The following is a 17,756-nucleotide window of genomic DNA, read 5'->3' as shown; positions in this document are numbered from 1 at the left end:
ACGAAAAAGCCGCCCGGAGGCGGCTGGGGGTCAGGTGGACCAGTAGGCGGCAGCCGAGTTCTCGACGGCCTGCCGGTCAGGCGTCGACAGAGCCGCGCCGTCCCACGTCACCCGCTCCGGCACGTAGCCGTTGACGGAGCCGAAAGTGTTGGGGTCGAGGGTGCCGTAGGTCACCGTGCGCGTCCCGGCGAAGGTCTGAGCGTTGACTGCGGCGCCGCTGGCAATCTTGTCCAGCCAGATCGCGGCGTTGGTCCCGTCATAGGCCACAGACACCAGCGTCGTGTCATTCGCCGCAATGACCGCCCCTGTCGACGTGAGGATGTTCGTCGTCAGGTATTTTTGCAGGTTCACCCTGCCGCCAGAGGTGACTTCCGCGTGGTAGGAGCCAGACCCACCAGCGCCAATGATCCCTTGCTGGCTCAACGCCAGCAGGCGAAGCACCGCGACGATTGAGCGTGCGTTGTTCGCAGGCACCGCCGAGAGCGTGCTGTTCGGGAAAGCCCTTGGGTTGGTGAAAAGCGGCGCGGCTCGTCCACCCACCGTGTTGAGAACCCCAGCCTGCGCGAGGATGGGCCACGAAGCCACGCTGCCCGACGTGTAAGCGGCGGTCTGGTCGAACCCTCCGCCAGACTGGTCGTAGGCGCGCTTGAGCAGCACATCCCCGCCGAGCGCCCACCTCAGCAGCCAAGCTGCGTCGAGGTCACCGTTGGCGTCGAACCCAATCGGTGCCTCCAGGCCGTCCGCCATCCGCCGCCCGTAGTACGCCGGCCCGGTGTAGGCCGACCGGAGTCGGCGAGAGGAGAGAGCCTGCACGGGAGCGGCGGAGAGGCCGTCGAGTGTCAGACCGGAGGGCGTGGCCTGCGTCGAGACGACCACGACAGAGGAAACTGGCCCCGCGCCCTTGCAGTTGATCGCCGTCACCCGCACCCGGTAGGACGTCGAGGGTGTGAGCCCCGTCCACTTGTAAGTTGTGCAGGGCTCATAGGTATGGATCGGCGCCCAGGTCGATCCCCCATCAGACGATAGCTCGACCAGATGATCCGAGGGGCTATTGGTGGTCGCATCCCACGTCGCGGTGATGGCGACGTCCGACGCCGAGAGCGCAAGATTTGCGACCTGCGACGGCACGGCGGTCGGCGCCGGGATCATGATCGAGCGGGCCTCGCTCGCCATCATCGGGACGCCGATGGCGTTGCTTGGGTGACCACCGCCGACGATCCAGCTCGCCACATTGTCGGAGACGCGATATTTTTCGAAATTCGTCGGCGCGCGCGAGCGCCCCCAAGGAATGACTCCGGCAAGAGTGCCATCCCCGGCCTTGGTGTCAAACCACGCATTGAGTTCGAAGCGAATGCCCCCAGGCTGCTGTGACGCGACCACCGTCTGATTAGCCTCGGTGGCGTAGCTGTCTGTCGATGTCGCGATGGGCCATAGCTTGGTGCGCCAGATGCGCTCCACGCCCTCCGCAACGTATGCGCCCCACAGAGCCTGCAAGCGACCTTGGAGAGCGGCAAGGTTAGTGCCGCCGGTGTCATTGGTGCCGTACTCGTCATGCATGTCGGTGCAGTATTTGTAGTACGGCCGGCGCGGATCAGCAGCAGGATCGTAGCTATTAACGCCCGTCCCGAAAATGCCAAAGTTGATGTAAGGGTAGAGCCCCGACAGGTCCCCCTTGAAGTCGATCATCGCCCGCTCGAAGACATCGGCAAATAGGCGTAGCGGGTAAGTTCCGGCAGCGGTCTCCTGGTCGCTGTCGCGGGTGAAACTATCGCCTGTACTGCCGAAATGCCGCCCACCAGCAGTGAGCGGACGCCCCAGCACGATGGCGCCGAACGTCTTGCCGCTGATCAGGGTCTTGCCGGTGGCGTCCAGCGCACCCACGCCGTCAGCCACCAGGGCCGGGAAGGTCGCAGGGTCGCACGAATACGCAGCCATGCCGGCATAGCCAGCGCGGCGCGGGACGTTGGCCGGGTAGGTGTTGCCGGTGGGGGCATCAAAGACGAGGCGCTCCCAGAAAAGCGTGCCCGCGTCGAACTTCGTCAGCCCGAAGGCGCTCGGGAGGATCGGATCGGACTGCACGTCCGACGTTCCGAGGGGGATGCTCTTCGAGCGGTTCGCGCCACCGTCGAAGGTCACCGGCACAGACATCGACCCGTTGCCGGCCTCGATGGCGGCGGAGACGACGGTGAAGGCGCCGGACCCGCCAACCCCCGCCCAGGCGTTGAAGTAGCTGCAGACGAGTTCTGACGCCCCGCCGATGCCGATGTATATCGGGCGCCGAGAGATGAAGCGGGTATTTGATCCGCTCGCCGACTGCATGCCGGTCGGGTGCCAGTTCGGAGCGGTCACCACCCTAAGCGGGAGCGGTTCACCACCACCCCCCGCCCGCCGGCGCCCCAGGCCGAGGCCGAATCCATATCCGCTCATAAGAGGCCCTCAATCTGTCGTGGTGTCGTCTTGCCGGATCAGGCGATCTCAGGCGTCCAGTCGGCGGTGAGCGCGGGCACCAGGGCGTCGCGCTCGGCGCCGGTCAGGAGCGCCTCGTACGCCTCCTGCGACAGCCCGATCTGCGCGTCGCTCGGCGTCGCCGGGATCATCAGCGCGCCCCTGCCGTCCGTCGGGTGATCAAGGCAGAGCCAGAGGCGATCCGTGCCGCCGGCCTCGTAGCCGCAATCGAGCCAGGCCTGCGCGCTGCGGTCCTGCGCGTCGGCTGCGATGTCGAAGATCAGGTAGGTCATGGCATCACCTGCGCGAGTGCTGCGTTGAGCGCAGCGATGTCGAGCGCCGACTGCGCGAGCACGACGGTGGACATGCCGCCGGTGAGGGAAAGAGAGCCAGACGAAAACTGGCCGATCCTTACGCCTACGACTGTGTCCGCGATCGGCGTGTTCTGCGCGGGCGTCATCGCGCCCGTGTTGACCGTGCCATTCACCGCGATGTCGGCGCCACCGGCGGCATAGCGCGCGCGACCAATGAGCCGGGTCCATGCGCCAGACGATACCGCCACGCCCGTCAAGGCCGTGAGGGTACTGACATCGGTATTTCGCGCCTGAAAAACTGGCGCGGTCGAATTGGGCGAGTAAGCAAGAATGCTGCGCGCCTGGGCCGCCGATCCTGTCGTAGAAGTGGCGAGAACGGACTGGCCGCTCGCCGCCGTCGCGCGAGAGACGGCGGCATAGGTCGCCGCCGCGACGTCGCGAACGAAGCCAACCGAGCTCTGCAGCTCCAAATACTGCGCGCCCGAAAACACCAGAGCCGGCCTGCCGTTGGGCCCGACGTCGAGGACCCCGGCATTGACGAGCCGGGGCTGGGCGGCACCTGTCGCCTGCGCGCCGTGGTGCCCATTGCCTGTCTGATCGTGCCAGAGCGTGGAGTAGGCGCTGCTCGCGCCGGCAAAGGCGAGCAACGCGGCGACATCGAGCCCGCCATCCTCCACGAATCCGATGTCGGTCTCGGCCCCATCACTGGCACGGCGCATCCGCACCAGCGGGCCGCCATAGGCCGACAGCAGCCGGCACAGACCAGAGGTCGCGTAGAGCTGCCCCGCGAACCCGTCGAGCGGCCCGACATAGGGCACGCCACGGCGCTGGGTGATCCCCAGCCCGTATCCCAAACCGTACATGGTGCGCTCCCTACGGCAGATCGAATTGCCGGTCTTGCTTGATCTGCGCGTAGAGATTGCCGAGTTGCGTCGTCGATAGGCGGCTGCTCCAGCCGGCGAACATCTTGATCTTGTTGCCGCTGGTGCCGGCGATCGGGCCCGAGACGTCATAGGGCCCGGACGATGCGGCTGCAGACGGCGAGGAGTAGGTGCTGGTCGCCTGCACGTTCTGGCCGTTGCAGTGGAACGTCAGCCCGTTTGAGCCGACAGCTTCATCGATCGCAATCGCCACGAAATTCCACGAGCCCTCAACAAGACCGGGGGCCATGTCCGCATACGTATCGAGCGAGTAGCCGCCCGACCCTTTGGAGACCTTGAGATCAAGGCGCATACCTGAGACGCTGTCGAGGTATCGCGCCCGCATGCCGACTGACGAGGTCGCGCCGTCGCACGTCGAGAACAGAAAGGCGCCACTCCCAGAAGCCAGGGACGGCACATAGACCAGGGCCGCGAGCGTGAAGGCACCATTGTTCTTGTGCCACGCCTCGGCGAAGGTCCAAGCGCCAGTGGCCCGGAAGAGGCTGCGCGTGACGCTCGACATAGCGAAAGCGCCGGTCAGGGCACCGACAGCCCCCTCGAACTGCGGGAAACCGCCGAAGCCTGAACCGTCGTCGCCGCGGTAGAAGTTATTGGCGGACTGGACGTCCGTCCATGTGTTGCCCGACGTGTAGCTGGCGGGGTCGCCGGCATCGAGCACGACGTTCGGCGTCGGCAGCGAGAGGCCCGTGATGATCTGCTTGAGCGTAGGCACCGGGCGCAGCGGTGCGATCATCCCGACCGGCATCATGTCGCGAGGTTCCCGACCAGCGCCCATTCATTTGACGCGAGGCGGATCAGCGAGGCCGCCCCGTAGCGCTTGGCGATCTTCAGCTTGCTGTCCTCGCTGCGGATCGTGACGCCGGAGCCGGCGGCAAAGGTCGGCTGGCCGGCGCCGTACCACAGGAAGTCGATCCGGGTCCGGTCGAGCCAGGCAACGGAGCCCTGCGGGGGCACGGTGATCGTCGTCGCGGATCCATTCGTCGAGCGGATCAGCTTGCCGCGATCGGTCAGCACCAGCGTGTCGGCCGTCAGCGTGATATCCCGGATCGCCGAATAGCGCCCGATGTCTTCCTTGGCGCCGGCGAGCTCCGCAAGCGCGGTCTGCGTGGTCGTGCTCGTCAAGCCGGTGCCGGTCGGCGAAAAGGCGTGGTTCGCGGCGTTGAACGTGTCGCTCTCGACGGCGCCCGGATCGTAGAGCCCGGCGTTCATCGCGCCGAGGTTGATGTCGCGCGCCTCGGCGATCAGCAGGCCCGAGGTGGCCTCCAAGCGGTAGAAGCCGGCGGCAACGTAGAACCCCGCCAGCCCATTGCTGTCCGCTGCGAAGGGGTTGGCGAGCGGCACGGCCCCAGCTTTGTCCGAGAAGAGCGTGGCGAGCAGGCCAGTCGCCTCGCTTCGCACCTCGACGGTCGCGCCCGGCATGACATTGCCGTCCTCATCCTGCACAGGCGATTGCCAGCGGTAGAGCGTCATATCGTCGACCTCAGTTGATCTGTGCGCCGCGCACGTCAGGCGTGCCGGTGAAGGTGAGGTAGCTCACGCCGTCGATCGCAGCGCCCGCTGCACCGCCGTTCGCGCCGCCGCTCGTCAGGCTTGGCCGCCCGGCCTGTCCCGGCCCGCCGCCCGCGCCCGCGCCGAAGCTGCCCGCGCCTGGGGCCTCCGATGTGCCGGCCTTGCCGTTGCCCTCGGTGCCGATGCCGCCTGCGCCGCCGATAAAGCCCTGTCCGCCGCCGCCGCCCTGCGTGGTGTATTCCGAGCCGAGCCAGACCACGCCGCCGCCGCCGCCGCCCCAGATGGCGCCCGATCCTTCAACCTGTACCGCCAGCGCGCGCCGGGCATACATCGCCGGGCCGCCGGGATAGGCGAATGGCTTGAGATACCAGCCGCCGGCACCGCCCGCGCCCTGGATGCGCCCGCGCAGGATGAGGATGAGGTTGACGCCTGCCGCCCATGTCCCGACCGTGAAGGCCGGCTGCGCGGTAGACGTCGAGCCGACGATGACGCCTTCCTCGATGATGCAGGTGACGGTGTCGCCGCTCACGGCCACCGGATAGAGCTGGTCGTGGGCCGAGCGGAAATTGAAGTTGTAGGTGTTGGCGTCGATGATGATGACGCGGTTGTCGAGGTCTTCTTCGTCGAGGATCAGGCCACGCATTTCCTCGGCCGTGACGTCGTAGCCGCTCGCAGTCGCCTTCTGGCTGATCACCTGCACCGGGATGCTGTCAGGCTCGCCTGTGTCAGCCTGGAGCACCCGCGAGGCCAGCAGAAAGCCGCGCCCCAGCAGCGGCATCGGGCCGGCGCCTGGAAATGTCTTGAAGGTGAACTTCCGTGGCGGATCGCGGAATCTCCCGAGCTGAATATCATTGACGCGCAAGGCAACCTGCCGGCCGAAGGGCGGGATCCAGCGGGCGAAGATCGTCTTGATCGCCGGCGCGCCGTAATCGTCCTGCGCCTGGGCGTCGATGGTCAGAGCCGCCGATCGATAGTTGTCGGCGTCGTCGGACTTCTTGAGAGGATTCGCGATGCGGAAATAGGTCCAGACCTGCGACACCCGCTTGTCGGTCTGCTCACGGACCTTGAGGCTTTCCGCGATCATTACGCTGTCGTCGATCACCTCGGCGTCAGATGGGATTTGACGCAGCACCTGCAGGCGCACTTTGCGATCGATCTCATCCCACCAGACTGCGAGCGCCGCCTGCTGGATCATCGCCGACACGAGCTTATTGACGCCCGTCGGTTCGGCGATCAGGCCCGAATAGACCCTGCGGAGATAGGTCGCGCATTCGAACTCCCACTCGGCGATCTGTATGAAATCCGAGGGCATATCGGCATAGGTTTGGAACAGATCGGCGATGATGAAAGCCGGCGTCTTCCCGAGATACTCGACGCAGACCTGCACACGGTCCTGCGCCTCGTGCGCGACGGCGACCGTGCCGTATTGCGCTCGCGTCAGCGTCAACACGTCGGCGACGCGGGTGAAGGCGCAGATTTCTTTGCCCCCGATCGCGACGAGGCCGGACGCGGGGTATTCGGCATTGCCGACGCCCGATGGCGCCAGCGTGGCCGTCGTCGCGCCGGACGTAATGTCGGCGGTCAGGAATCCGTTGGACGGGCGCGGCGCCTGCGCGCGGTCCTCATCCGCCATCTTGAGCGCGTCTTTCGCCGTGATCGAAAACCGACCATCCAGCGATGGGCCCTCGATGCTCTCGACGAGGAAATGCCGGGTCTCCATCTCGGCGAGCGACTGCCCCAGCGTGCCGCGAATGATCCGCAGCGGGCGGAAGCGCAGATACGGCTGCCGCGCGCGGAATTTGCCCCAATAGGTGCCGACCTTGAACGGATCATAGGGCCGCTCGGTGACATAGGGGTCGTAGCCCGGCCCGGTGTCGGGCCATGGGGAGTCGCTGAACTCGACAGTTACCGACCCACGCTCGCCGAGGTTCTCGCCCAGCGAGACGATGGCGGATTTCAGCGTCACGCCCTCGATGCAGGGGATGGCGTCAATGCCGCTCTCAGCGAGCGAAGCGGTGCCCTCCGCAAATCGCAGCGTCACCGTGGATGCCGCATAGTTCGGACGATCCTGGCACGTCGAGCGGGTGTTGAAGCATTTGCGCGTGCCGGTAGGCGTCAGGCCACCCGTCGTTGCCACGCAGGGCGCGACGCCATAGGCGAGGCTGCACACCTCGATGTCGATCTCCACAAAGGTCAGCGAAGTCGTCATAGGGCGAGCGCCATCATCGAGATATCGACATGGGCGACGATCCCGGCAGACGTGCGCTCCAGCGTCGGACGGATGTCGCCGTCAAGCCAGGCATAGCCGGCGTCGTCCGGGTAATCGGCAGGCGCCCACGCGAAGAAGAACGGGATGGTGCGCGCGGCCCGAGCGAACGGCCCCATGTTGGCGCGGAACCAGTCGTAGGGCAGATACCGCACCGACACGGCCGACTTGAGCGACCGGTTTATGACGATGCGTCCGAGGAAGTCGCCGCTCTCAGCCTTGGCCGACACGACTTCATCGGACGCGGCGAAGGCCAGCGGCACAAGGCCGGCCTGTAGCCCGCGCGGCAGACGCAGGAGCTGCCCGACATAGAGCACCGCGGCGCGCGGCGGAACGGCGCCCGGCGGGATCAGCCGCAGGCGGATGGCCGTCGCATAGGTCGGCTCGAAGCGCAGCACCGCCGGCCCGTCGCCCGCCAGCACCACGGCAGCGAATATCTCGATCCAGTCGCCCGGATTGTCCGGGTCGGCCGCCTCGATGCTGATGTTGATACCCGCCGAGCCGAAATTGTGCCGGGCGATGCCGACATAGTCGATCGCGTCGCCGCCGGACGTTGCGACCGTCACGAACTGCTCGGCCGTGCTCGCCGAGCGCCACGAGGCTTGCGGCGCGGTCGAGGGATTGGCGAGGTTGGTGACGGGATAGCCGTCCGCCTCGGAATCGGCCTCGATGCCGCCGGCCGCCACGATGTTGCGCCAGCCAATAGCGGGCGCGTTCGGACCAGTCGGATCGGTCGGTGCCGAAAGGACCAGCGCGGAGGAAAGGACGATCGCCATCAGGGACCGACCACGAGCTGGTAGCCGTTCTTCTGTGCCTCGACCATCATGTCCATGAGGTCGCGGAGAGCTTCCTGCGACACGGGGCCCTCGCCCTTGATGCTGACGTACATGGTGTTGTTGAGCGCCTTGTTGTCGTTGCTGGCGCTGCCGCCGGACGAGCCGCCTCCTCCGCCGCCTCCGCCGGAGGAATAGCTTCCGCCGCCGCCGGAGACAGCGGGCGCGCGTGCATTGCCGGGCCGCGCGCTGGCGATTGCCGCGATTTGAACCGCGCCAGCAGCAGCGACGGCGGCGGCAGCGGCAAAATTCCAGGGGGGCGGAGCAGATGCCAGAGCTTCCGTCACGGCTTCGGCTGTATTCATCACAGCTTGGCCAATAGAGAAGGCTTTCGCTGCGATGAAGCCTTTTTCGCCGAACGCTTCGGCAACAGTAGCCAAGTTCCCGAACATCTCGCCGGCCACTCGGAACTGCTGTTGCCTGATGTTGTTCTCGCGCTGCGCCTGCCGCTCGCGAATTTCCTCGACCTCGCGCGCGTGGTCTTCTTCGGCTGACGTTTTCCACTGGAGGTATTCTTCAAGGCTCATCTTGCCTTGTTCGTAGTACTCCTCCAGGTCCTCCAGTCGCTTCTGGAGGCTCAGGTTTTCCGCGTCTTCCTCCGACAGCAGCGCCCACTGATGCGCTTCGACCCGGCGGGCGAGAGCGTCTTCCTGCTGCTCGGCCTCGCGCACAAGGCGTTCGGCGTTTTGCTCGCCCTTCCGCTTGTCGATCTCCGCCTGCTTCTCGGCCTCGCGCTCCTTGATGCGGGTCTTCGTGGCCTCGTGTTGTTCGTAGGCGTAGAGCTCCTTGACCGGATCGCCGCCAGAGTTGGCAAGGGCCGTTTCGAGCTGCTTCTGCGCCTCCTGGAGCGGCGTCAGGTCCGGGAGGGCGATATTGCCGAGGGCATTCAGCGCCTCGCCGTAGGCCTTGAGGGCCGCGATCTGGCCGCTAGCTGCGAGGCCAGTCTGCTCGATCGCAGATCGGCTGGCGATCAGCGCGCGCGACGTCGTGTCCGCATCGTTCGTGAGTTGCAAGAAGGTCTTAGCGAGGTTCCTTAGCGGCTCGCTAGTTCCAGACGTGTTGATAATCTCAGCGAGCCGCTCCCGAAAGAGAGCTATGTCGGGTTGTCCATCCTTGGCCGACTTGATGAGGTCATTCACTGACTGTTCAAGCGGGGCGAATACAGGGTTCGCTCCGATGTTCCCGGCGCTGTCGATCTCGACCGAGAGCTTCCTGATCTCAACAATCGCGTCAGCTGTCTGCTCTGAGAGCTGCTTGAAGAGGTCACCCTGGTCGATCCGCTCAAGCGCCTCCGCCACGCGCTCGCTCTCTTTCGCGACGGCCCGAACCTTGTCGAGCGCTCCGTCGTAGGCGTCCTTGAGCCGATCGATGCTCGCGGCGTGGCGCCTCAGCAGCGCGTCCGACACGGCTTCGCCGCTGGACAGACCAGAAAAATACTGGATCATCGCGGCGCTCAAGCCGACAACGCCGAGCGTCACGAGGCTAACGGGGCTAGCTATACTCGCGAAGGCGGACGTGAGCGCCGCGCCAACCCCGAGGCCCTGCGTCTTCAAGTCGCTGAATACGGCAGAAAGCTGCGTACCCTGCTGGAGCGCAATCTGTAGCGGGCTCATGCCCATGGCGGCGGTGACGCCGATATCTTGGAACTGCGCCGCGATGTTTGAGCTATAACTTGCGCCGGTGCTTGCCGCGATAGCCTGCTGCCGCTCGCGGAGGGCTGCCAAGCTGCCGAGCGTCGCCTGCCGCTCGCGGCTGATCGCTGCGGCCATCTCGTCGGCCGAGACGGCGCCAAGCCGGTGCGCGGTCCTGATCTGCTCCACCTGCTCGCGGTACTGCCGAATCGCAGCGTAGGCCGGGTTGACCTTGGCGCGCATCTCGTCGAGCGCGCGGCCGTAGGCCTGGATATCGGCGGCGCGCTCCGCATAGCTGTTGCTGCCGCCACGGCTCTCGGCCGCCGTCAGCGCCTGGATCGCCTGCACATGTCGGCTGATCGCGCGGGCGGCGTTGTCGTTGGCACCCGTGGCCTCGCGAATCGTGCGGGACAGGCCAGCGGTCGCGCTCTCGCTGCGCTTGGCCCCTGCCGACATGGAGTCGGTGGCCTTCTCTGTGCGGATGGCGGAGGCCGCGAGTGCGTCAAGATCGACGACAGCACCCGCCGCCTGCCGGCTATCGACGGCAAGGCCAAGATTTGCAACGGTCATTGCTTACTCACCGGGGGGAGGATGGGGTGCATGCAAAAGACGATAATCACGCTCGCGGCTGTGATCGTGAGCGCGGCTGCGATCTACTTCGTGGTTTCGGATCAACTGGACAGGAAGGCGAGGCGGGAGGCAGCCGCAGCGGCGCGCCACGCCGCTATGTGCAATGAGGCGCTAAGAGAAGCGAAGGCCTATACGGAAGGACGGTCGACCGCCGGGATGGAGTCGCTCAACGTGGTTCAGGCTAAGCTGCGGATATGCTCCGGCACATAGAAAAAGGGCGGCTCGAAAGCCGCCCCTCTGTCTTGCCGTTGGTGGGGTCGTCAGGCGGCCGGGGTCGCCTTGATGAAGTCCAGCGCGCTCTGAATGAGCGAGTTGATGAGCCGGTGGCCGTCAGACCCGTCGTCAACGTACCTGCCGAACTCGCGCTGAGCCTCCTCCAGAGAGGCAACGGCGCCCTCCGGCGAGACTGCGCGGCACGCCATCATGTCGCGATCCAGCCCGGCCATCCGCTGCCAGACTCGATCAACCTCCTGGTCGTCATCCATGCCGGCCATCTCGGCTTCGAGACGGCGCCGCTCGGCAGCAAGAAGGACCATGCGGTCGGCGGCGATGACGGTGCCAGTCGCGAGGGCGCCGGCCGCGACATAGGCCCCGGCTGCGTGCCCGAAGAAGCCGCGCCTGCTGGTCTTGATCGCCGTTTCCATCAGACCATCTCCCGCGCGGCAGCAGCGCCACCGGAGAGGACCGGCAAGCGCGGCGCAGCGACGACAGCGACAGAGTCGGCGGGCGGGAGCACCGATGCCTTGAGCAGCATCAGCGCAATCGTTGCCGAGTCTTCGGGGCGGCGGCGGGGTGTGGGGTGCTGGTTCATCAGACCCGAGCCTCCCCGCCCTTCGCCGGGATCACGAACAGGTTGCCCTGTCCGCGCTGCCGGGCGTTGTGGTCGGCGACAAGCGCCGCGCCGGACTCCTTCATGTACAGCGACGCGAAGTCGCGCTGGAACAGCCACACGCCAGAATGCGGGCAGCGGCGGCACGGCGCCGGATGGCCGGCCAGCAGCGCCCGGTTCTTGAGTTCGTGCCCGACCTTGCGGTTCAGGCCCCGGCGCCCCTTCTGGATCGCTTTCGCCTCCTCCAGCAGTTCGCGCACGCTCACATATTCCAGCGCCGCCACCCGCGCGTTCACGCTCACCAGCAGGTTGTCGATCCGGCCTTCAAGCGCCGTGACCTTGCGCGCGAGCATGCGCGAGATTCCGTCGTCGCGGCGGATCATCTCCAGAACGTCGGGCGCAAGCGCCGCCAGCTTCTCCACCGCGAAATAGCGGTCGATCATCTCGCCCTGCACATCCCAAGCGCGGTCATCGGTGAGGGGCTTCACCAGCTTGAGATAGCCGCGACGGGTGATCAGGGTGCCGCGCGACGAGCGAGGCGGGAAAGTGCCGGTCTCCGACATGCGACGAATTTCGTCGGAGGTCAGATCGACGTAGTCCTCGCCCTCTACGAAGCGGGCGCGGTTCTCGCGGAAGGTGCGGCCGGCCGTCCCCTCCGGGCGCTGGTGGATCGCATCGACCATTGCGAACGTCACGACCGGCTCGTCCTGATAAAGGACCCGCTGCACGTCCGTGCCGGCGATGGATATCTTCTGAGACTTGTTATATTCCTTGGTGGTCATCGGGCATCTCCAGTGCCTGGTTGATGATCTCGCCGCCCTGCAAGGCGGCGGAGTTCTGAGCGACGGCGGGGGTGTCTGCCTGCAAGCTGGCCCCCGTCGTCGCCGCCATCCTCTCCGAAAGGATGAAGATGATTTCTTTAGTCACAGACCGCATATTTTTGGCGGCCTCGATTGCCACCCACCGCTTTATATCTGCCGGCAGGTTCATTTTGAATTGCACCTGAGTCGTCATCGCCTCCTCGACCGGACATAAGACGTCCCATAGGTACATTTCGTGTACCTTGCGTCAAGGACATTTTTGGTACATCCACCCCTCATGAGCGAAGATGATCGGGTCCAATACAAATTCATGATCCCAGCCAGCCTTAAGGCAAGGCTGGAGGATCAGGCTCATGAGAACCGGCGGAGCCTATCCGCCGAGATCATCTCGCGCCTAGAGCAGTCCTTTTCCCGCCCGCTTCCCGAGGGAATGACCGACCCGACCGAATGGCTGATGATAGTCCGGGGCGTCGTCGATCAGGCGCTCCAGCAGTCAGAGCCCAAGCGCACGTCCCTCATCGGGCCGTATCGGAAGCCCGAACCCGAGGAAGGCGAGAAGCCTCGCGCGCTTCAGCTCGACGTGACCCCGCCAGAGCGCCGGCCATCGTTCATTCGCAAGAAGCCCAAAGCCGACTAGGCCGCTTTCTCTGCTGTACGCTACCTATTTCCGGGGGCCCCTTCCCGGCCCTAATAATGAGGCCATCGTTAGCTTCTAACCATGTGTCGAGGATGAAGGCCCATGAGCCTGGTCCACAACGAGCGGACGAAGCTGACGGCGACCTATCTCAATGGCGTGGCCACCTCGTAAAAATATCTTCGTTCGGCGGAGGTAGACTCTTCTTAACAACCTCCGCCCTTGCCGAAATTGCTGGGTGCAACTCGCATATCGTCGTCGAGTTATCTACATGCCTGACGACGCGCAACATTCCTTTGTCCAACAAATTTGACAATGGTGAATACATCCCCACTTCAAAACGTTTAGGCGCAATATCCAAAAGCAACGCTGAAAGCAGGCGCAATTCATCGTAATTCAATGATTGAATATTCCTGATACACTCTTCGTCTTGCCGGCGATTATAATTTCTTTCAGCGATCGCCATCTTTGACCAATTGACAATTTTAATAAATAGATCAAATACAAATATAACACTCGATAATATTAGTATTACGCCTGTCCATTTTTCAATTTCTGCAGGTACTTTAATCCCGTAATTGCTAGCGATCAATATAAGTCCGCTAACGACTGCCAATATAGCGGAATAATACATCCGGCCACTCACTATTACTTCGACTATTTTGGATAAAAGGTCGGCCACTTTGTCACCCCCACACCCTCGACGGATCTCCGCAATCATGTGCAGAGCGCGCCAGGAGTCGAGTCCGTCCGCAACGTTCTAGCCGAACAGCGCGTCGAACATCTCCGGTGTGAGGTCGTCGTCCTTCGGCTTGTCGGTGGCCTTGTCGTCCCGCTTGTTCAGCCAGGCGAGCCGGGCGCGGTCCATTGCTAGAAGCGCGCGGCGCTCCCACGGGCGGAACTGGACCCCGGCGCAGGCTTGAAAGCCGGCAATGTCGGCGTGGGTGACCGACGAGTAGATGTATCGGTCGCCGCAGACGAGGCCGCCCCGACACTGGTCCATTTCCCAGAACGCTTGCCAGACCCGCTCTACAGCAAGCGGGGGCGATGTCGGCTGACCTTCCTGTGCCTCCCCGAGAGAGGAGGTCAGGGCATCGGTCAGCCGTTCATAAAACGCGAGCGGTCGACAGCCTTATCGACCTGCGGCGAGATGAAGCCGAACCGGCGATAGAGCGCCAGAGCCGCCGCCTCGGAGAAGTCGTGAACCTTCCCGTCGAACTTGACCTGGCCCTCCCACGACATGGAGGTTTTGGCGAGGTAGCGCAGACCGTGGTCGTAACGCTCGGCCTTCGTCGCATTCCCGGCGCCGCCCTCGGCGGTCAATTCGTCGATGAGTGCTTCCAGTCCCTCCCGCGCCCTCGCGCTGTCCGGCCCGGCGACCCTGATCTTGAGCCCGAGCGGCGTCTTGCCGTCCGGGCCCATGATGTCGACGACGATGCCCTCGTCCTGACGCTTGATCGACGCCTCGATGGCCGAGAGGTCGACGACGCCGGGGGCGGGAGTTGCGGCGGGCACGCTGGCCCGCTTGGTGGTGTTGCGCTTGGCGGTGCTCATCAGCCCAGGGCGTCCTTCTCGACCGTGTTGGAATTGACGGCGATCGAGGCGGCGATCGTAGCCGCCGTGTTCGCCTCGCCGCCGGGTTCAGTCACATTCAGGGGGAGGCCGACATATTTGCGCTCGGCGCCGGTCGGCACAGTCGTGGCGGTGTGCACGCCGGTCTGCGTGCTGGTGGTGGTGATCGCCGCGCCGCCGGGGGTTGCGGACAGGCTGAAGGCGTCGGTCGTCGGGCTCACGACATAATAGGTCGTGCCGGCGGTCAACCCGGTCGGCAGGGTGCCAGTGGTCGAGAGCTTGACGGACGTGCCGGCCGCGAGCCCATGAGCAGTCCACGACACGACGCCGGGCGCCGCGATGGTGATCGTCACGGTGTTCGCCTTGGGCGCGGCGAGCGCCGGCCAGACCACCTTGAAGCGTCGATTATAGCCGGCCTTCTGAGCTGCCTTCAGCGCGACCTGCCCGGCGTCGCCGGGGATGATATTGAAAACCTGCTCTTGCGTATTTCCGTTGCGAGTCCCGCCCATGACGAAGTCACGCTCGCGGTTCACCTCGGAAATGGCTATGGGCGTGATCGTGTCGCCAATGGCGGCAACCGTCGTCCAGCCCTTGATTTCGATCCACGTTTCCGTCGCGAAATCGGCCTCGACCAGATCCGCATCGGGGACGTCGACCGGCGTCGAGCCGATATACAATCGCTGCCCAGCGATCTTCATCCGCACTGCCATTGTCTCTTCCTCTCAGATGGTTAGATGAATTCTTCCCAGAGGATCGTCACCGGGATCATCACCCGCTGGTCCTCGACGATGACGCCGGCGACGGCCGGGCGCTCATAGACACGCACGCGAAGGTCGCCATCCCAGAGCGGGAGGTCGACGGGATAGGCGGCGACGATGGCTCCGGCGATGTCGTACGGGTCGTCGATGCCCTCGCCCTTCGGCCACATCACCGACACCTGCAGCAGGCCCCGCATCTGGTGGGCGCCGTCCGATGCGATCTCCAGCCGGTCGACGCGGTTCGGGATGAAGTCCACGCGGAGGAACTTGCCCGACGCCGGCGGCGTGAAGTTGACGTTCTGGACGGCCAGCGGCAGCGCGCCGGCAGCGCCCGTGAGCGTGCCCAGCCGGGCGAACAGCAGCGCCTTGATCCGGGCTTCTGTCGACGTTGCCATTGCGCTACCTTGCCCGGATGAAACTCAGCGATCTCGCGATCTACGACCGCATGCACGCCGCCCTGGAGGCGCTCGGCCGCGAGGAAGGCGAGACCGGCCACGGTGACACCGCGATCAGGGCGGCGCGGCGCGCGCTGGCCCTGCTACAGGCCGGGCACCTGATGAAGATGGACGGCGTCGAGGAAGCCCCGACGACGGTCAGGACAGGCCCCGAGCCCTCATGATCGCCGCCTCGTTCTTCGCGACGATCTGCTGCCAGCCTTGGGCGGCGGTTCGCACGAAGGCATAGGGAGCGAGCGAGCCCGACCCATATTCCATCGCGGCCGCATAGGCGGCCGTGTAGCCGATGTAGATGGTCTGGCCGAGCGTGGCGCCCTTGATCACGGTTTCGACCTGGCCGGGCTGATAGGTCACCGGCTGCCCGGTCGGGTTGTTGTTGTTCGGGTCGATGCTTGGCATCTGGCTTGTCGATGCCATGAGCGAGGCTCGCAGGTGCCCGGTGTCCACCGGCATCCGTCCGCCATGTCCCGCCGGCTGCGGCGGGCCGACGAACTTCTTCTTGGCGTTCTTGATGTCGGCCTTGGTGGCCGCCTTCGACGGCCCGGCCGTTTGCATCACCGACACCACGTCGGTCACGGAATCCTCGTGGATCGCCTCGATGGCGCCCACAACGCCGTGGCACCAGGCCCCGACCGATGCAGCGAAGCCGCTCACGCCTGCCGCTCCCGGTATTGCCGCAGGAAACGCGATATGGCGCTCGGGCGATAATCGCACCAACACCGGCACCCAAGCGTTTCAGACGTCGGCGCTGCGGGGTCGTGCGGGTACATGAGCCGGGCCCCGGACGAACTGATGAACGGCTGGTCGAACGGCACTTTCTGGCCGCCGAGCGATCCATGCTTGTGGGTCGGCCGGACGCGGCTGTCGCCGGCATCCCACCACGTCTTCGTCGTCGTCTCGGCGTCGATCTTTCCCGCCGTCACGGCCTGCCGGATCGCGTCGTCGCGCCCCTTCGCCATGGCCTGCATGGTCTCGTTGTGGGCGATCGTCTCCCCGCGCAGCTTGAGGTAGCTGTCGGACAGCCGCCGCGTGATCTTCGTCACCTCATCGCGGGAGAGCGCCCTGCCCTCCCGGATCGCCTTGAGCACCGTCCGGTCGTGGCGCTTGTCCCGGCGGGTGAGCGTCAGATATTCCCGCATCCGGGCAGGATCGCCCGACAGCAGGTTATCGCGGGCGCGGTCGACGTAGCTGGCCTGCTGGCTGGTGAGGCCGATGATGCCGCCCTCCCGGCGCTGCGTGGCGCGGTTGATGCGGCCGATGACATCCAGCGCCGTGGTGCGCGGGTTGTCGCCCCGCGCGAGGCCGGCGGCGAAGCTGGTCCGCAGGCCGATGACTTGATCGGCGTCCATCCGCGTCACCAGCGCCGAGGAAGACGACTGCAGCCATTGCTCGGCTTCGAGGTTCCGCACCCCGAACCGGAACACGACGCGGTTGCCGTCGGGATCGCGCGCCCGGATGCCGGCTGCCTCGCCCATCCCGCCAGCGTAATAAGCCTCGCTGATCGCCAGTTGCAGCGGCCCGAACGCCGCCGGGTCCAGCCCGACAGCGCGCACCGCCGCCTCGATGTCCCGCCGCTCCAGCGCCTCCACCACCCTCAGCAGCACGATGGCGTCGACCGTCTCGTTGACGGCCCGCATGAAGGCGTCGCGCAGCCTCGGCTCGTACAGCGCCAGGAGGGCGTCGATCTCGCTGCGGGTCATGTCACAAGGTCGATGTCGTAGAGCACCGCGACGCCAGCGGGCGCCAGCGGGCGAACCGCAGCTACCACCTGCCACGCCACGGCATCGTCACCGGCGGCAGTCGCCTGCTCGGCCGTGATGCCTTCGGCGATCCGGTCATCGTCGCTCGGGACGACACCAGCCGCCCCGGAAATGGTGATCGTGCGCTTGGTCTGGCCGATGAGCGTCCCGTTGATGTCGCGCAGCTCGCGCTCGGCCACCATGACGCGCACGGTGAAATAGGTCGGCAGGCCCGAAGGCGGCTCCCACGGCTGGGCAGGGGGCCCGCTCGGCGGCTTGCGCAGCGTCGCGGGGTAGCCGTCCGGCGCGGAGACGTCGCCGATGGAGCGGATCGCCTGCTCGACCTCCGCGGCGATGGATGCCCAATTCTCGGCCACGG

General features: G+C 65.5%; 23 protein-coding genes. 3 read left to right on the top strand and 20 right to left on the bottom strand.

Annotated features, from left to right (window positions below; all coding sequences use genetic code 11):
* Window positions 1–30: 30 nt before the first annotated feature.
* The 8 genes from ACQY76_RS16590 to ACQY76_RS16555 all read right to left on the bottom strand — a co-directional run bounded on the left by ACQY76_RS16590 (window position 31) and on the right by ACQY76_RS16555 (window position 10,509).
* The gene (locus tag ACQY76_RS16590) at window positions 31–2,349 is read right to left on the bottom strand and encodes a fibronectin type III domain-containing protein (RefSeq protein ID WP_428029828.1); all 2,319 of its coding nucleotides are present in this window, start codon (window positions 2,347–2,349) and stop codon (window positions 31–33) included.
* A 116-nt stretch (window positions 2,350–2,465) separates the two neighbouring features.
* A complete protein-coding gene (locus ACQY76_RS16585) occupies window positions 2,466–2,738 on the bottom strand; it encodes a hypothetical protein (RefSeq protein ID WP_428029827.1) in 273 nt (90 codons plus the stop codon).
* Window positions 2,735–3,622 carry an arabinofuranosidase catalytic domain-containing protein gene (locus ACQY76_RS16580; protein ID WP_428029826.1) on the bottom strand — a complete coding sequence of 296 codons (888 nt, stop codon included), beginning with the start codon at window positions 3,620–3,622 and terminating at the stop codon, window positions 2,735–2,737. Before ACQY76_RS16580 ends, ACQY76_RS16585 begins: the two co-directional genes overlap by 4 nt.
* A 10-nt stretch (window positions 3,623–3,632) precedes the next feature.
* Window positions 3,633–4,448 carry a hypothetical protein gene (locus ACQY76_RS16575; RefSeq protein ID WP_428029825.1) on the bottom strand — a complete coding sequence of 272 codons (816 nt, stop codon included), beginning with the start codon at window positions 4,446–4,448 and terminating at the stop codon, window positions 3,633–3,635.
* Window positions 4,445–5,170 (bottom strand): carboxypeptidase-like regulatory domain-containing protein, encoded by a 726-nt coding sequence (locus ACQY76_RS16570; RefSeq protein WP_428029824.1) that lies wholly within the window; start codon window positions 5,168–5,170, stop codon window positions 4,445–4,447. The genes ACQY76_RS16575 and ACQY76_RS16570 overlap by 4 nt, the downstream gene beginning before the upstream one ends.
* 10 nt (window positions 5,171–5,180) lie before the next feature.
* Complete coding sequence (locus tag ACQY76_RS16565; protein WP_428029823.1) at window positions 5,181–7,175, bottom strand: hypothetical protein; 1,995 nt, start codon at window positions 7,173–7,175, stop codon at window positions 5,181–5,183.
* 239 nt (window positions 7,176–7,414) lie between these two features.
* Window positions 7,415–8,251, bottom strand: coding sequence for a hypothetical protein (locus ACQY76_RS16560; RefSeq protein ID WP_428029822.1), 837 nt, complete (start codon window positions 8,249–8,251; stop codon window positions 7,415–7,417).
* Entirely contained in the window at window positions 8,251–10,509 is a 2,259-nt protein-coding gene (locus ACQY76_RS16555) for a phage tail length tape measure family protein (protein WP_428029821.1), read from the bottom strand. Before ACQY76_RS16555 ends, ACQY76_RS16560 begins: the two co-directional genes overlap by 1 nt.
* Window positions 10,510–10,539: 30 nt before the next feature.
* On the opposite strand from ACQY76_RS16555, the gene ACQY76_RS16550 reads away from it, so the two are divergent.
* Window positions 10,540–10,779, top strand: coding sequence for a hypothetical protein (locus ACQY76_RS16550; protein WP_428029820.1), 240 nt, complete (start codon window positions 10,540–10,542; stop codon window positions 10,777–10,779).
* A gap of 50 nt (window positions 10,780–10,829) precedes the next feature.
* On the opposite strand, the gene ACQY76_RS16545 is transcribed toward ACQY76_RS16550, so the two are convergent.
* The 4 genes from ACQY76_RS16545 to ACQY76_RS16530 are packed head-to-tail and all read right to left on the bottom strand — an operon-like array spanning window position 10,830 to window position 12,412.
* Complete coding sequence (locus ACQY76_RS16545; RefSeq protein WP_428029819.1) at window positions 10,830–11,213, bottom strand: hypothetical protein; 384 nt, start codon at window positions 11,211–11,213, stop codon at window positions 10,830–10,832.
* On the bottom strand, window positions 11,213–11,380 hold the full coding sequence (locus ACQY76_RS16540) for a hypothetical protein (RefSeq protein ID WP_428029818.1): 168 nt from the start codon (window positions 11,378–11,380) through the stop codon (window positions 11,213–11,215). The genes ACQY76_RS16545 and ACQY76_RS16540 overlap by 1 nt, the downstream gene beginning before the upstream one ends.
* Entirely contained in the window at window positions 11,380–12,180 is an 801-nt protein-coding gene (locus ACQY76_RS16535; RefSeq protein WP_428029817.1) for an ORF6N domain-containing protein, read from the bottom strand. The genes ACQY76_RS16540 and ACQY76_RS16535 overlap by 1 nt, the downstream gene beginning before the upstream one ends.
* Window positions 12,161–12,412, bottom strand: coding sequence for a hypothetical protein (locus tag ACQY76_RS16530; protein WP_428029816.1), 252 nt, complete (start codon window positions 12,410–12,412; stop codon window positions 12,161–12,163). The genes ACQY76_RS16535 and ACQY76_RS16530 overlap by 20 nt, the downstream gene beginning before the upstream one ends.
* 84 nt (window positions 12,413–12,496) lie before the next feature.
* Here ACQY76_RS16530 and ACQY76_RS16525 point away from each other — a divergent pair, with 84 nt between their 5' ends.
* A complete protein-coding gene (locus ACQY76_RS16525) occupies window positions 12,497–12,856 on the top strand; it encodes an Arc family DNA-binding protein (protein WP_428029815.1) in 360 nt (119 codons plus the stop codon).
* 148 nt (window positions 12,857–13,004) lie between these two features.
* Here the strand turns inward: ACQY76_RS16525 and ACQY76_RS16520 are convergent, their stop codons facing one another.
* The 5 genes from ACQY76_RS16520 to ACQY76_RS16500 form a co-directional block, all read right to left on the bottom strand.
* Window positions 13,005–13,574, bottom strand: coding sequence for a hypothetical protein (locus tag ACQY76_RS16520; RefSeq protein WP_428029814.1), 570 nt, complete (start codon window positions 13,572–13,574; stop codon window positions 13,005–13,007).
* A 39-nt stretch (window positions 13,575–13,613) separates the two neighbouring features.
* Entirely contained in the window at window positions 13,614–13,856 is a 243-nt protein-coding gene (locus ACQY76_RS16515) for a hypothetical protein (RefSeq protein WP_428029813.1), read from the bottom strand.
* A 95-nt stretch (window positions 13,857–13,951) separates the two neighbouring features.
* Window positions 13,952–14,407: a hypothetical protein gene (locus ACQY76_RS16510; RefSeq protein ID WP_428029812.1), complete on the bottom strand. Its 456-nt coding sequence runs from the start codon at window positions 14,405–14,407 to the stop codon at window positions 13,952–13,954.
* Window positions 14,407–15,135 carry a hypothetical protein gene (locus ACQY76_RS16505; RefSeq protein WP_428029811.1) on the bottom strand — a complete coding sequence of 243 codons (729 nt, stop codon included), beginning with the start codon at window positions 15,133–15,135 and terminating at the stop codon, window positions 14,407–14,409. The genes ACQY76_RS16510 and ACQY76_RS16505 overlap by 1 nt, the downstream gene beginning before the upstream one ends.
* Before the next feature lie 20 nt (window positions 15,136–15,155).
* Window positions 15,156–15,578 (bottom strand): DUF4128 domain-containing protein, encoded by a 423-nt coding sequence (locus ACQY76_RS16500; RefSeq protein ID WP_428029810.1) that lies wholly within the window; start codon window positions 15,576–15,578, stop codon window positions 15,156–15,158.
* Here ACQY76_RS16500 and ACQY76_RS16495 point away from each other — a divergent pair.
* Window positions 15,578–15,802, top strand: coding sequence for a hypothetical protein (locus ACQY76_RS16495; protein WP_428029809.1), 225 nt, complete (start codon window positions 15,578–15,580; stop codon window positions 15,800–15,802). The genes ACQY76_RS16500 and ACQY76_RS16495 overlap by 1 nt on opposite strands.
* Here the strand turns inward: ACQY76_RS16495 and ACQY76_RS16490 are convergent.
* From ACQY76_RS16490 to ACQY76_RS16480, 3 genes are read right to left on the bottom strand one after another with little or no spacing between them, the layout of a single operon-like run.
* Complete coding sequence (locus tag ACQY76_RS16490; RefSeq protein WP_428029808.1) at window positions 15,777–16,292, bottom strand: HK97 gp10 family phage protein; 516 nt, start codon at window positions 16,290–16,292, stop codon at window positions 15,777–15,779. The two genes, ACQY76_RS16495 and ACQY76_RS16490, sit on opposite strands and share 26 nt — an antisense overlap.
* Entirely contained in the window at window positions 16,289–17,338 is a 1,050-nt protein-coding gene (locus ACQY76_RS16485) for a head morphogenesis protein (RefSeq protein ID WP_428029807.1), read from the bottom strand. The genes ACQY76_RS16490 and ACQY76_RS16485 overlap by 4 nt, the downstream gene beginning before the upstream one ends.
* Entirely contained in the window at window positions 17,335–17,754 is a 420-nt protein-coding gene (locus tag ACQY76_RS16480; protein WP_428029806.1) for a hypothetical protein, read from the bottom strand. The genes ACQY76_RS16485 and ACQY76_RS16480 overlap by 4 nt, the downstream gene beginning before the upstream one ends.
* Window positions 17,755–17,756 lie beyond the last annotated feature (2 nt).

Source organism: Ancylobacter sp. (assembly GCF_965279025.1).
In the GTDB taxonomy this organism is placed as follows: Bacteria; Pseudomonadota; Alphaproteobacteria; order Rhizobiales; family Xanthobacteraceae; genus Ancylobacter.
This window is presented reverse-complemented; position numbering and strand designations above follow the sequence as displayed.